Consider the following 13481-nt stretch of genomic DNA (forward strand, 5'->3'; position numbering starts at 1 on the left):
CACGCTACCGCACGGCGCCCGCCGGGGGAGGGCCCGGAGGGGCCGAGCGCGCGGACCGAAAGCGGTTCGTGACCAGCGCCCGCGGTACGTAAACTGTGCGTCGTGACCGACACGACGAACCAGCGCCCCGTGAGCACCTTTGCCGGGGACGATGCGGCAACCCTCCCGACGACCTACACCCCGGCGGACGTAGAGGGCGAGCTGTACGAGCGCTGGGTGGAGCGTGGTTACTTCACCGCGGACGCGAAGAGCGACAAGCCCGCGTACACGATCGTCATCCCCCCGCCGAACGTCACCGGCGTCCTGCACCTGGGCCACGCCTTCCAGCACACGCTGATGGACGCGCTGACCCGCCGCAAGCGCATGCAGGGCTTCGAGACGCTCTGGCTGCCCGGCATGGACCACGCCGGCATCGCCACCCAGAACAAGGTCGAGCAGCAGCTCGCCGAGGTCGGCCTGTCCCGGCACGACCTGGGCCGGGAGGCCTTCGTCGAGAAGGTCTGGGACTGGAAGAAGAGCTACGGCGGCCGGATCCTCGGCCAGATGCGCCGGCTCGGCGACGGCGTGGACTGGTCGCGCGAGCGCTTCACCATGGACGAGGGCCTGTCGCAGGCCGTCCAGACCATCTTCAAGCGGCTGTTCGACGACGGCCTGATCTACCGCGCCGAGCGCATCATCAACTGGTGCCCGCGCTGCCTCACCGCGCTGTCCGACATCGAGGTGGAGCACGAGGACACGCCGGGCGAGCTGGTCTCGATCCGCTACGGGGACGGCGAGGACTCCATCGTCGTCGCCACCACCCGGGCCGAGACGATGCTGGGCGACACCGCGGTGGCCGTCCACCCGGACGACGAGCGGTACCGGCACCTGATCGGCCGGACCATCAAGCTGCCGCTGACCGACCGTGAGATCCCGGTCGTCGCGGACGAGCACGTCGACCCGGAGTTCGGCACCGGCGCCGTCAAGGTGACGCCCGCGCACGACCCGAACGACTTCGCCATCGGCCAGCGCCACGACCTGCCGAACCTGACCGTGATGGACGAGCGCGGCGCGATCACCGTGCACGGCCCCTTCCTCGGCCTGGACCGGATGGAGGCCCGCTCGGCCGTCGTCGGCGCGCTGCGCGAGCAGGGCCGGATCGTCGCCGAGAAGCGCCCGTACATGCACGCCGTCGGCCACTGCTCGCGCTGCCACACGGTGGTCGAGCCGCGGCTGTCGCTGCAGTGGTGGGTCAGGGTCGAGCCGCTGGCCAAGGCGGCCGGCGACGCCGTCCGCGACGGCAAGGTGGAGATCCACCCGAAGTCGCTGGAGCGCCGCTACTTCGACTGGGTCGACAACATGTACGACTGGTGCATCTCGCGCCAGCTCTGGTGGGGCCACCGGATCCCGGTCTGGTACGGCCCGAACGGCGAGGTCGTCTGCGTCGGACCGGACGAGCAGCCGCCGACCGGCGAGGGCTGGGTGCAGGACCCGGACGTCCTGGACACCTGGTTCTCCTCCGGCCTGTGGCCGTTCTCCACGCTGGGCTGGCCGGAGAAGACCGCCGACCTGGAGAAGTTCTACCCGACCGACGTCCTGGTCACGGGCCACGACATCATCTTCTTCTGGGTCGCCCGGATGATGATGTTCGGCCTGTACGCGATGGACGGCGAGGCGCCGTTCAAGACCGTCGCGCTGACCGGTCTGGTGCGCGACGAGTTCGGCAAGAAGATGTCCAAGTCCTCCGGCACCGCCGTGGACCCGCTGGACTGGATGGACGCCTACGGCGCCGACGCCGTCCGCTTCACCCTGGCCCGTGGCGCCAACCCGGGCGCCGACGTGCCGATCGGCGAGGACTGGGTCAAGGGCTCGCGCAACTTCTGCAACAAGATCTGGAACGCGACCCGCTTCGCGCTGATGAACGGCGCCACCGTCGAGGGCCCGCTGCCCGCGCCGGAGGAGCTGACGGCGGCCGACCGCTGGATCCTGTCGCGGCTGAACGCCACCGTCGCCGAGGTGGACGCGCTGTACGACGGCTACGAGTTCGCCAAGCTCTCGGACGCGCTGTTCCACTTCGCCTGGGACGAGGTCTTCGACTGGTACGTCGAGCTCTCCAAGACCACCCTGGCCAAGGGCGGCCCGCAGGCGGACGCCTCCCGCCGGGTGCTCGGCGAGGTCCTCGACGTCACCCTGCGGCTGCTGCACCCGGTCGTCCCGTTCGTCACCGAGACCCTGTGGACCCGGCTCACCGGGGCCGAGTCGCTGGTCGTCACCGAGTGGCCGAAGGACAGCGGCTTCCGTGACGCCGGGGCCGAGGCCGAGGTCGCCACGGTCCAGCAGGTGGTCACCGAGGTCCGCCGGTTCCGCATCGACCAGGGGCTGCAGGACCGCCAGCGCGTCCCGGCCGTCCTGGAGCTGGCCGGCACCGCGCTGGTCGCGCACGAGGACGCGATCCGCTCGCTGCTGTGGCTGACCGCTCCCGCGGAGGGCTTCGCGGCCACCGCCTCGCTGCCGGTGGCCGGCGCCACCGTCTCGCTGGACCTCTCCGGCACCATCGACGTCGCGGCGGAGCGCAAGCGCCTCGCCAAGGACCTCGCGGCCGCCGAGAAGGAGAAGGCCCAGACCACCGCCAAGCTCGGCAACGAGGCCTTCCTGGCCAAGGCGCCGGACGAGGTGGTCGCCAAGATCCGGGGTCGTCAGGAGGCCGCCGAGGCCGACATCGCCCGGATCACCGCCCAGCTCGCGGCGCTGCCGCAGGGCTGAGCCCGCACCAGCCCGTGAGGGGCCGCACTCCGCGACGCGCGGGGTGCGGCCCCTCGGCGTTCTCCGGTCCGTTGCGCGCCGGTCCCGGCGCTCGCTCTCGGCGGCTAATACGCCAGCCGCTACGCCTAATAGCGCAGCAACATTGCTCCCTTCCGGCGAATATTCATCCTGGACCGGGTGAGGTCCTATTCCGAGCGAATTGATTCCGGTCTTGCCCGCGCGCGTTCGCGGAAGTTTCCAGGTCGGATGTGTACGGTGTGCACGGAGTTTCCGAAGGTGTTTCTGCTGAGCGTTCCTGCTGAGCGACGGACGGGAGGGCATGGCGTGGTGGTGACCGAGGAGTTGGCCCAGGAACTGCCTGCCGAGGCGGTTGAGGAGGCCAAGGCCAGGGCGGCGACCCTGCTGCTCGCCTTCCGGCACGGGAACCAGCTCGCGTTCGACCACGAGCTGGACCTGCTGCTGGCGGAGAACGTCGAGCGGGAGGTGGCCACCCTGCTCACCTGGATCGCCGCCGAGGCCGTCCGCAAGGCGTACGCCCCCGAGGTCGGCGACCGGGTGCTGCGGGCGATGGCCCGGCGGGCGCCGGACGACACTGCGGCGGTCGAGGTGGACGAGGAGACCGCGGGCGCCGCCCAGTTGATCGAGGCGGTCGCCGACGGCCGGGTGGCGGAGGTGCGCGGCCTGGTCGCCGCGACGGCGGACACCACCTACCTGCTGGGCGGGCTGCTGCAGGGCGTCGCGATGATGCTGCCGCTGCTGCCCGAGGGCGAACTGGCCGAGATCACCGCCGAGTTGCGCCGTCGGCACGGTGGCGCCGCGCACGTCCCGGAGGCCCGGGCCGGGGTCTGACGCCCCGGCCCGGGGGCGTGCTCAGTTCATCGCGTGCAGGTGGGCGCCGATGGTGCCCGCGACCGGATTGCCCGCGGCGGCGTCCCAGTTGGTGGACCAGGTCATCGCCCCGCCGATGCCGGGCCAGGTGGTGTCCGGCCGGTAGCTGCCGCAGTTGGTGCCGGTGGCCAGGCAGTCCAGCGCGTTGTCCACGGTGCCCGGGTCGACGTAGCCGCCGCCCGCCGCGGCGGTGGAGGCCGGCACCCCGAGGCCGACCTGGTCGGGCCGCAGCCCGCCCTTGAGCTGGATGCAGGCCAGCGCGGTGAGGAAGTTCTCGGTGCCCTGCGCGTAGACGTTGCCGTCGCAGCCGTTCATCGCGCCGGAGTTGTAGTACTGCATGTTGACGATGGTGAGGACGTCCCGCACGTTCAGCGCCAGTTTGAAGTACTCCATCCCGGTCGACTGCATGTCGATGGTCTGCGGCGCCATGGTGAGGGTGAATCCGCTGCCCGCCTTCGCGGCCAGGGAATGCAGCGCCTGCGCCATGTAGGTGGAGTCGATGCCGTTCTCCAGGTCGATGTCGATCCCGTCGAAACCGTAACTCTGCATCAGTGCCCAGGCGGTGTCGGTGAAGGCGGCGGCGGAGGCCGGATCGCCCACCCACACCGTGCCGTTCTGGCCGCCGATCGAGAGCACCACGCGCTTTCCGGCCGCCCGCTTGGCCGCGATGTCGGCCTTGAATTGGGCGTCGGTGTAGCCGCCGAGCTTGGCGGACAGCGCGGGGTCGAGGGTGAAGGAGAGGCCGCCGCGGGTGGCGGTGGCGTCGGCGAAGGAGACCGCGATGATGTCGTAGGCGTCCGGGACGTCGCTGATCCGCTGCGGGGTGGCGCCGTTGTCGAAGTCCTGCCAGTAGCCGGTGAGGACGTGCTTGGGCAGGCCCGGCGGCCTGGTCGGGGTGCCGGTGGGGCTTCCGGTCGGGGTGCCGGTCGGGGTGCCGGTGGGGCTGCCGGTGGGCGAGGGGCTGCCGGTGTCGGTGGCCGTCGGGCTGGGGCTCTGCGAGGGCTGCGGGCCGCCGGGCCCGAGCAGCGAGACGTCGTCGGCGAGGAAGGCCGGCTGCCCGTACCAGCCGTGCAGGTAGACGGTGACGCCGGTGGTGTTCGGGCCGGTGGTGAAGCCGGTGCTCAGCCGGCTCCAGCCGCTGCCGCCCGGGGTCCAGGTGCTCGGGTCCGTGCCGCCGGTGCCCCGGGCACCCAGGTAGACGTACGAGCCCTGCACCCAGGAGCTCAGGGTGTACGTCGAGGAGGGCAGGACGGCGACGGTCTGGGTGCACTCGCCGGTGTCGGAGCCGCCGGGGGTGGACTGCAGGGCGTAGCCGCCGGAGTGGACGGTGGTGCTCTCGACCGTGCCGTTCGAGCAGGTCCAGCCGGACAGGTTCCCGGTCTCGAAGCCGCCGTTGGTGATCAGTTCGGTGTCGGCGGCGTGCGCGCCGGTGCCGTCGGCCACGGCGAGCGCGCCGAGGCCGAGGACGACCGCGCTCGCTCCGGCGAGCAGGGGGTGGACGGCGCGCGGGCGCCGGTGGCGGGCAGGTGGCATGACTCCAGCTCCTGTGGGGGAGGCCCGGCGGCACGGGGTGGGGGTGATGCCGTCCGGGGTGTCGATGGTGCGCTTACGGGAGCTACCGACAACTCAAGTCCCTGGTGGGAAAGGGGACTTGCCTCACAAGGTGGAGTAGACCAATCCGGCTGTCAAGAGGCCCTACGCGGCCTGCGGCAGCGCCTGGGCCGGGCCGCGACCGGTCAGCTCGGCGGTCAGCCCGGCGATCCGGGCCGAGGCCAGGCCGTCCCCGTACGGGCTCGGGGTGGCGCCGAGCCGGGCCAGCCGCTCGGGGGTGTCGGACAGCCAGTCGCGGGCCAGTGCGCCCAGCTCCTCGCCGGGCTGCACCAGGGCGGCGAAGCCGGCGTCCACCGCCTCCGGGCGCTCGGTGGAGCGGCGCACCACCAGCAGCGGGCGGCCGAGCACGGTGCACTCCTCCTGCACCCCGCCGGAGTCGGAGACCAGCAGCGCGGCGTGGCTCGCCAGGCCCAGGAAGTCGCCGTAGCCGACCGGTTCGGTGACGGCGAGGCGCTCCAGCAGGCCGTCCAGCCCGAAGCGCCCGACGGCGGCGCGGGTGCGCGGGTGCATCGGGAACAGCACCGGGGTGCCGGCCCGGGCGATCCGGTCCAGCTCGGCCAGCACCGCGCCGAGCGCCTCGGCGGTGTCGGTATTCTCCGGGCGGTGCACGGTCGCCAGCACGTAGCCGTCCGGGCGCAGGCCGTGCGCGGCGAGCAGTGCGGCACGGGTGGACGCGTCCGGCAGCTGGCGGCGGACCACCTCGACGACGGTGTTGCCGGTGAGCTCGATCCGGTCGCCGTCGAGGGACTCGGCGCGCAGGTTGGCGACGTTGTCCTCGGTGGCGGCGCAGAGCAGGTCGGCGACGTGGTCGACCATCACCCGGTTGTGCTCCTCGGGCATCGCCCGGTCGTAGCTGCGCAGCCCGGCCTCGACGTGCACCAGCGGGATCTCCCGGGCGTTGGCGGCCAGCGCCCCGGCGAGGGTGGCGTTGGTGTCGCCCTGGACCACGACGGCGGCCGGGCGGTCCTCCGCGAAGGCGGCGTCCAGCTGGCCGAGGGACTGGGCGATCTGGCCGGCCCGGGGGCGGCCGCCGACGCCGGTGAGCAGCTCGGGCTCCGGCAGGTCGAGGTCGCGCAGGAAGCGGCCGGACATCGCCTCGTCCCAGTGCTGGCCGGTGTGCACCAGCCGGGTGGCGTCGCCGAGTTCGTGGATCAGCGGGGCGAGCTTGACCAGCTCGGGGCGGGTGCCGAGGACGACGGCGACGCTGTTCGGGGGCAGGCACATGCTCATGGGGAGGCTCCGGTGGGGCGGCGGCGGAAGGTGACGGCGGCGGGGGCGGGGGCGGGGCGGTTCAGGATTCGAGCGCGGTGGGGGCGCCGACGGCGACCTTCTCGGCGTTGCGCCGGGTCTTGGCCCAGCCGTTGCGGCCGAGCACCAGCCGGACGGCGGCCCGGGTGGCGACCACGAAGAGGTGGTAGGCGTAGAGCCAGACCAGGACGCCCCAGAGCAGCCCGGTGAGCCGGCTGCGGTCCGGGTGGACGGCCTTGCGGTAGGCGAAGCCCCAGAACACCATCGGCAGCGTGGCCAGCGCGAAGGCCAGCAGCATCCACGGGCCCCAGCGGAGCTGGAACTCGGCGGTCTCGGCCGGGAAGAGCACCAGCCCGGCGGTGGTGATGGCGAGCGAGAGCGGGAGGAGCAGCACCAGCAGCACGCAGACCACGGGCTGGAGGAAGGTGTACATCACCTCGGCCTTGCCGGCGGCCGTGTAGTGCGGGGAGCGCAGCACCCGGCCGGTGTAGCGCAGGCACTGCATGTTGCCCTGGGCCCAGCGGGTGCGCTGGGTGAGGAAGCGGCGCAGCGAGATCAGGCCCTCCTGGGAGACGCTGGTCTCGGTGACGTGGGTGAGCCGCCAGCCGGCCAGTCGCAGGTCGAGGCCGGACTCGTAGTCCTCCAGCAGGGCGCGCTCGGGCCAAGGGCGGCCGGCCCGGCCCTCCTCGGCGGTGAGCGAGTCGAGGGCGGTGAGCCGGATGAACTGGCCGTTGCCGCCGAGGCCGACGCTGCCGGTGCGGCGGCGCAGCAGCTGCATGCCGGCGTTGTTGGCCTGGAACTCGACGTCCTGCATCCGGACCAGGGCGCGGGCGAGGGCGTTGGCGGTGCGGCCGCGGCCGGGCAGCGGGCGCTCGTCGTCGGCGTTGCGCATCCGGACGCCGATCTGCACGGCGCCGGTGTCGGGGCGGCCGAGCGCCTTGGGGTTGCAGACCTGGCCGAGGGTGCCCGGGTCGAGCTGTCCGTCGGCGTCGACCACGCCGATCACCACCCGGGAGCGGTCGGTGGACTCGGGCAGCCAGGCGGAGATCTCCCGGTAGGCGGCGTTGAGCGCGGCGCCCTTGCCGATCCGGGCGTGCGGGCGGCGGCGCTGGACGAGGTGGACCCGGGGGTCGCGGGTCGCGGCGGCGAGGACCAGCTCGCGGGTGGCGTCCTCGCTGTCGTCGTCGATCACCCACAGGTGGGCCTCGGGCGCGGCGGCGCGCAGGCCGTCCAGGGTCTGGGTGACCACGGCCTCCTCGTCGCGGCAGGGGATGACCAGGTGCCACTGGAGGGCGGCGGGGTCGCCGGGGTGGGCGGGGCGGTTGTGCCGGAAGGCGTGGCGGGAGCCGGCCCAGTACACGAGGAAGCGTCCGAAGACGAAGGCCATGTAGCCGACGAGTGCCAGGGAGATCAGTCCGGCGAACCAGACGACGGCGTCCTGGCGGAGCACGAACCAGTCGTGCAGGGCGTCGGGCATGGGGCAGCACTCCTTGTGAACAAAGGTGTTTGGCTCCTTTTGGTTGCGAATCGATGCTTCATTGCGGTTCAGATCGCCGAAAAGATAGTAAAGGGATAAAACTAGGTGATCATGGCAAAGTCGGGGCAAAGTGGTCGTTCTCACTCCGGGGGCGACCCGGCCGCCATCCCCGCCGCCACCCCCGCCGTCACCCCGTGAGGACGAACCGCCGACGCTCCGTAGACTGTGGTCGTGAGCGACAAGGCCGACCCGAATCCGTACACCCTCCGCCCCGCCGACGGCGACACCGGCGACACCCTGCGCGACGTCGAGCTGGAGCTCGCCAAGCGCTGGCCGGAGAACAAGCTGGAGCCCTCGCTCGACCGGATCGAGGCGCTGATGGACATCCTGGGCCAGCCCCAGCGGGCCTTCCCGTCCATCCACATCACCGGCACCAACGGCAAGACCTCCACCGCCCGGATGATCGAGCAGCTGCTCAACGCCTTCGAGCTGCGCACCGGGCGCTACACCAGCCCGCACGTGGAGACCGTCACCGAGCGGATCAGCCTGGACGGCGCCCCGATCAGCCCGGAGCGCTTCGTCGAGGTCTACCGCGACATCGAGCCCTACGTGCAGATGGTCGACGCCGCGCAGCCCGTCCCGATGTCCTTCTTCGAGGTGCTGACCGGCATGGCCTATGCCGCCTTCGCCGACGCCCCGGTGGACGTCGCGGTGGTCGAGGTCGGCATGGGCGGCTCCTGGGACGCCACCAACGTCATCGACTCCGCGGTGGCCGTGATCACCCCGATCGGGCTGGACCACACCGACAAGCTGGGGGAGACCACCGGCGAGATCGCGGTCGAGAAGTCCGGGATCATCAAGTCCGGCGCCGTCGCCGTGGTCGCCCAGCAGCAGCTGGACGCCGCCGAGGTCATCCTGCGCCGGGCCGTCGAGGTGGACGCCACGGTCGCCCGCGAGGGCATGGAGTTCGGCGTGATCCGCCGTGAGCTCGCCATCGGCGGCCAGCTGGTGACGCTGCGCGGACTCGGCGGCGAGGAGTACGAGGACGTCTTCATCCCGCTGCACGGCGAGCACCAGGCGCACAACGCGGCGCTCGCCCTGGCCGCGGTCGAGGCCTTCTTCGGCGTCGGCGGCGCCCGCGGCGGCCAGCTGGACGCCGACAAGATCCGCCAGGCCTTCTCCGGCGTCTCCTCGCCGGGCCGCCTGGAGGTCGTCCGCCGCAGCCCCACGATCATCCTGGACGCCGCGCACAACCCGCACGGCGCCCGGGCCACCGTCGCCGCGCTCTCCGAGTCCTTCGGCTTCACCCGGCTGGTCGGCGTGATCGGCACCTCGGGGGACAAGGACGTGGCCGGCCTGCTGGAGGCCTTCGAGCCGATCCTGGCCGAGGTCGTCATCACCCAGAACTCCACCCACCGCGCGATGGACGTGGACGCGCTCGCGGCCCTCGCCGTCGAGGTCTTCGGCGACGACCGGGTGCAGGTCGAGCCCCGGCTCGACGACGCCATCGCCGCCGCCGTCACCCTGGCCGAGGAGGAGGGCGACCTCGGCGGCGCCGGGGTGCTGGTCACCGGTTCGGTCATCACGGTGGGCGAGGCCCGCCTGCTGCTCGGGAGGAAGTGACATGAGGACGCTCTGTTCCTCGACGCTGATCGGCGAGGCGCTGCTGGTGCTCTTCGCGGCGCTGGTCGCGATGCAGCTCTCCAGCGTCTCGACGGCCACGGTGTGGATCGTCAGCGGCATCGCGATGGCGCTGTGCATCGCGCTCTGCGGCATGATCAACCGCCCCGGCGCGGTGCAGATCGGCTGGGCGCTGCAGATCGGCCTGATCGCCAGCGGCTTCGTCCTGCCGACCATGTTCGGCCTCGGCGTGGTCTTCGCCGGCCTGTGGTGGTGCTCGGTGCACTACGGCCGCAAGGTGGACGCGTTCAAGGCCGCCCGCGCGGCCGCCGAGGCACCGGCCGTCTGACGGCGGGGGTCTGCGGAACCGACCGGTCGTTCACGCAAGGTAACCTCTGCCCCATACCGCATGCCGCACCAAATCCCCAGGAGACGCACCGTGTCCCAGCGCACTCTCGTCCTGCTCAAGCCCGACGCCGTCCGCCGCGGCCTGGCGGGCGAGATCATCAGCCGCATCGAGCGCAAGGCCGGCTGGCGGCTGACCGCCGTCGAGCTGCGCACCTTCGACCGGGAGACCCTGGAGACCCACTACGCCGAGCACGTCGGCCGCCCGTTCTACGAGCCGCTGATGGAGTTCATGACCTCCGGCCCGTCGATCGCGATGATCGTCGAGGGCGAGGAGGTCGTGAAGGGCATCCGCATGCTGGCCGGCGCCACCAACCCGCTGGAGGCCGGCTCCGGCACCATCCGCGGCGACTACGCGACCATCACCCGCGAGAACCTGATCCACGCCTCCGACTCCCCGGAGTCCGCCGAGCGCGAGATCAAGATCTTCTTCCCCGCGAACGCCTGACCTGACGGGCGACACGCCCGGCAGGACGTTCGTACCGCCCCGGTCGGGACCATTGGCCCGGCCGGGGCATTCTTATCGTGAAATAGGGAACTGGGAACGCCGACACGGCGTCCCAATCCTCGGAGAAGCGATCACGCTCCGGACAATGGACGGTATGCCCCGCGTCGACGTCCGTGCGGTGCGGCGTGACTACGATGGACGCGACTCAAGGGCCCGGTAAGGCAGCTCAGCTGGTCTCCGCCCAAGCGTGGGCGCGCGCATCCGTCCACCCCCAAGAACTCCGAGCCCGGGAAGGCACCCACACCCCATGGCGAGCAACCTGTCGTTCATCGGCCGCGACTTGGCGATCGACCTCGGAACAGCCAACACGCTGGTGTACGTCAGGGGCAAGGGGATCGTCCTCAACGAGCCGTCCGTCGTCGCGGTCAACACCAACACCGGCGGGATCCTCGCCGTCGGCGCCGAGGCCAAGAAGATGATCGGCCGCACGCCCGGCAACATCGTCGCCATCCGCCCGCTCAAGGACGGCGTGATCGCCGACTTCGAGATCACCGAGCGGATGCTGCGCTACTTCATCCTCAAGATCCACCGCCGCCGCTACCTCGCCCGCCCGCGGGTCGTGGTCTGCGTGCCCTCCGGCATCACCGGGGTCGAGCGCCGCGCCGTCATCGAGGCCTCCTCGCAGGCCGGCGCGCGCCAGGTGCACATCATCGAGGAGCCGATGGCCGCCGCGATCGGCGCCGGACTGCCCGTCCACGAGGCCACCGGCAACATGGTCGTCGACATCGGCGGCGGCACCACCGAGGTCGCCGTCATCTCCCTCGGCGGCATCGTCACCGCCCAGTCCATCCGGGTGGCCGGCGACGAGCTGGACAACGCGATCGTCCAGCACATCAAGAAGGAGTACTCCCTCCTCCTCGGTGAGCGCAGCGCCGAGCAGATCAAGATGAGCATCGGCAGCGCCTACGGCATGGAGGGCGAGAAGGACGAGCACGCCGAGATCCGCGGCCGCGACCTGGTCAGCGGCCTGCCCAAGACCGTGGTGATCTCCGCCGCCGAGGTCCGTGCCGCCATCGACGAGCCGGTCAACTCGATCATCGACGCGGTCAAGACCACCCTCGACCAGTGCCCGCCCGAGCTGGCCGGCGACGTCATGGACCGCGGCATCGTGCTCACCGGCGGCGGCGCCCTGCTGCGCGGCCTGGACGAGCGGCTGCGCCGCGAGACCGGCATGCCGATCCACATCGCCGAGAACCCGCTCGACTCCGTCGCGCTCGGCTCCGGCAAGTGCGTCGAGGAGTTCGAGGCCCTCCAGCAGGTACTGGACGCCTCACCGCGCCGTTAGCACCACGACGACAATCCGACAGTCAACTGAACGGGCCGCCGCCCGGGCCCCACAGCCCCGGGCGGCCGCCAGGTACGAAGGGGCAGTACCAGCACCGTGAGGGACACACGAGAGAGCCGGCTGCTGCTCATCCTGCTGGTGGCCGTCGCCTTCGCGCTGATCACCGTGGACATCAAGGGCGGTGAGGACTCCCCGCTCGGCCCGGCCCGGCACGCGGCGGCCAGCGCCCTCGGCCCGGTCGAGCGCGGCGCCGCCACCGTCGTCGACCCGGTCGCCAACACCGTCCGCGCCTTCCGCGACGCCGCCACCGACAACGGCCGCACCGACCAACTCGCCCGCGAGAACACCGAACTGCGGCAGAAGCTGGCCGCCTCCGACATGGCCGCCGGGCGCACCAAGCAACTGGACGACCTGCTGCGCACGGCCGGCGCCGGCGGATACACCGTCAAGGCCGCCCAGGTCATCGCCATCGGCCCGGCCCAGGGCTTCTCCTGGACCATCACCATCGACGCCGGCAGCGACGACGGCCTCACCCGCGACATGACGGTCATCAACGGCCAGGGCCTGGTCGGCCGGATCACTACCGTCGCCCCGACCACCGCCACCGTGCTGCTCGCCTCCGACCCCGGCTTCTCGGCCGGCACCCGGCTGGAGGGCAGCGGCGAGATCGGCTTCGCCTCCGGGGGCGGCGACAGCCCGATGAAGGTCTCCCTGCTCAACGGCAAGGCACAGGTCAAGGCCGGCGACCGGCTGGTCACCTTCGGCTCGCAGAGCGGCCGTCCCTTCGTGCCCGGCGTCCCGGTCGGCAAGGTCACCGAGGTCCAGGCCAACGCCGGCCAGCTGACCAAGACCGTCCTGGTCGAGCCCTTCGTCCAGTTCACCCGGCTGGACCTGGTCGGCGTGGTGGTCGTGCCGCCGCGCACCGACCCGCGCGACGCCGTGCTGCCGCCCGCCCCCACCCCGGGGCAGAGCCAGGCCCCGGCCGCCCCCGCCCAGCCGCAGGGCTCCGCGCCCGCCGCCCCGCCCGCCAAGCCCACTGGGGGGAACTGAGCCATGCGCCTCGCCCGCATCCCCGTCTCCGCCGGCCTGATCCTGCTCGGCCTGATCCTCCAGGTCAGCGTCTTCGGCCGGCTCCAGCTCCCGGGAGCCACCCCGGACATACTGCTGCTCGTCGTGGTCGGCCTGGCCATGGTCTACGGGCCCAGCGGCGGCTGCCTGGTCGGCTTCTCGGCCGGCCTGCTGGCCGACCTCGCACCGCCCTCCGACCACGCGATCGGCCGCTACGCCCTGGTGCTCTGCCTGATGGGCTACGCCGCCGGACTGCTGCGCCCCGACCACGGCCGCCAGCGCTCCGTCTCCAGCGCGCTGCTGGTGGTCGGCGCCGCGGCGATCGCCTCCACCCTGCTGTACGCGATGGTCGGCGCCCTGGTCGGCGACACCGCGGCCCGGCACGTCGGCCTCGGCGGCCTGGTGATCAGTGCGCTGCTCTACGACCTGCTGCTGGCCCCGTTCGTGGTGCCGCTGGTGATGCTGCTCGGCCGCCGCTTCGGACGCGACCCGGTCACCGCCGCCAGCGACGACGACGAGGGCGGCCCCGGGCTGGGCTCGCTGGCCCGCTACCGCACCACACGCGACGTCTCCAGCGGCCCGTCCTACAAGAAGCGGCGCGTGCCCGGCTTCGCCCGGCGCCCGTAGCC

General features: G+C 72.2%; 11 protein-coding genes. 8 read left to right on the forward strand and 3 right to left on the reverse strand.

Annotation, left to right across the window (positions count from 1 at the left end; genetic code table 11):
- Positions 1–102 precede the first annotated feature (102 nt).
- Entirely contained in the window at positions 103–2742 is a 2640-nt protein-coding gene (locus tag ABTZ03_RS02100; protein WP_350510924.1) for a valine--tRNA ligase, read from the forward strand.
- A 324-nt stretch (positions 2743–3066) separates the two neighbouring features.
- A complete protein-coding gene (locus ABTZ03_RS02105; RefSeq protein WP_350510925.1) occupies positions 3067–3591 on the forward strand; it encodes a hypothetical protein in 525 nt (174 codons plus the stop codon).
- Positions 3592–3612: 21 nt separating this feature from the next.
- Here the strand turns inward: ABTZ03_RS02105 and ABTZ03_RS02110 are convergent, their stop codons facing one another.
- The 3 genes from ABTZ03_RS02110 to ABTZ03_RS02120 all read right to left on the reverse strand — a co-directional run bounded on the left by ABTZ03_RS02110 (position 3613) and on the right by ABTZ03_RS02120 (position 7876).
- Positions 3613–5163, reverse strand: a complete 1551-nt coding sequence (locus ABTZ03_RS02110) for a chitinase (RefSeq protein ID WP_350510926.1) — start codon at positions 5161–5163, stop codon at positions 3613–3615.
- Between the two features lie 162 nt (positions 5164–5325).
- Positions 5326–6471 carry a non-hydrolyzing UDP-N-acetylglucosamine 2-epimerase gene (gene wecB / locus ABTZ03_RS02115; RefSeq protein WP_350510927.1) on the reverse strand — a complete coding sequence of 382 codons (1146 nt, stop codon included), beginning with the start codon at positions 6469–6471 and terminating at the stop codon, positions 5326–5328.
- Positions 6472–6532: 61 nt separating this feature from the next.
- A complete protein-coding gene (locus ABTZ03_RS02120) occupies positions 6533–7876 on the reverse strand; it encodes an XrtP-associated glycosyltransferase (protein WP_502894376.1) in 1344 nt (447 codons plus the stop codon).
- Between the two features lie 321 nt (positions 7877–8197).
- Here ABTZ03_RS02120 and folC point away from each other — a divergent pair, with 321 nt between their 5' ends.
- The 6 genes from folC to mreD all read left to right on the forward strand — a co-directional run bounded on the left by folC (position 8198) and on the right by mreD (position 13479).
- Positions 8198–9589 (forward strand): bifunctional tetrahydrofolate synthase/dihydrofolate synthase, encoded by a 1392-nt coding sequence (gene folC / locus ABTZ03_RS02125; protein ID WP_350510929.1) that lies wholly within the window; start codon positions 8198–8200, stop codon positions 9587–9589.
- Between the two features lies 1 nt (position 9590).
- Positions 9591–9935, forward strand: a complete 345-nt coding sequence (locus ABTZ03_RS02130) for a DUF4233 domain-containing protein (protein ID WP_350510930.1) — start codon at positions 9591–9593, stop codon at positions 9933–9935.
- Between the two features lie 90 nt (positions 9936–10025).
- The gene (gene ndk / locus ABTZ03_RS02135; protein ID WP_350510931.1) at positions 10026–10439 is read left to right on the forward strand and encodes a nucleoside-diphosphate kinase; all 414 of its coding nucleotides are present in this window, start codon (positions 10026–10028) and stop codon (positions 10437–10439) included.
- Between the two features lie 319 nt (positions 10440–10758).
- A complete protein-coding gene (locus ABTZ03_RS02140) occupies positions 10759–11784 on the forward strand; it encodes a rod shape-determining protein (protein ID WP_350511201.1) in 1026 nt (341 codons plus the stop codon).
- Positions 11785–11880: 96 nt separating this feature from the next.
- Positions 11881–12834 carry a rod shape-determining protein MreC gene (gene mreC / locus ABTZ03_RS02145; protein ID WP_350510932.1) on the forward strand — a complete coding sequence of 318 codons (954 nt, stop codon included), beginning with the start codon at positions 11881–11883 and terminating at the stop codon, positions 12832–12834.
- 3 nt (positions 12835–12837) lie between these two features.
- Positions 12838–13479 (forward strand): rod shape-determining protein MreD, encoded by a 642-nt coding sequence (gene mreD, locus ABTZ03_RS02150; RefSeq protein ID WP_350510933.1) that lies wholly within the window; start codon positions 12838–12840, stop codon positions 13477–13479.
- The last annotated feature ends 2 nt before the right edge of the window (positions 13480–13481 follow it).

The organism is Kitasatospora sp. NPDC096077, assembly GCF_040303245.1.
GTDB lineage: Bacteria > Actinomycetota > Actinomycetes > Streptomycetales > Streptomycetaceae > Kitasatospora.

What these genes read in the sequence shown, in the direction of transcription:
- ABTZ03_RS02110 (WP_350510926.1), bottom strand. Translation starts at nt 5,163, where the DNA reads ATGCCACCTGCCCGCCACCGGCGCCCGCGCGCCGTCCACCCCCTGCTC.
- wecB (WP_350510927.1), bottom strand. Translation starts at nt 6,471, where the DNA reads ATGAGCATGTGCCTGCCCCCGAACAGCGTCGCCGTCGTCCTCGGCACC.
- ABTZ03_RS02120 (WP_502894376.1), bottom strand. Translation starts at nt 7,876, where the DNA reads ATGGCCTTCGTCTTCGGACGCTTCCTCGTGTACTGGGCCGGCTCCCGC.
- ABTZ03_RS02130 (WP_350510930.1), top strand. Translation starts at nt 9,591, where the DNA reads ATGAGGACGCTCTGTTCCTCGACGCTGATCGGCGAGGCGCTGCTGGTG.
- mreD (WP_350510933.1), top strand. Translation starts at nt 12,838, where the DNA reads ATGCGCCTCGCCCGCATCCCCGTCTCCGCCGGCCTGATCCTGCTCGGC.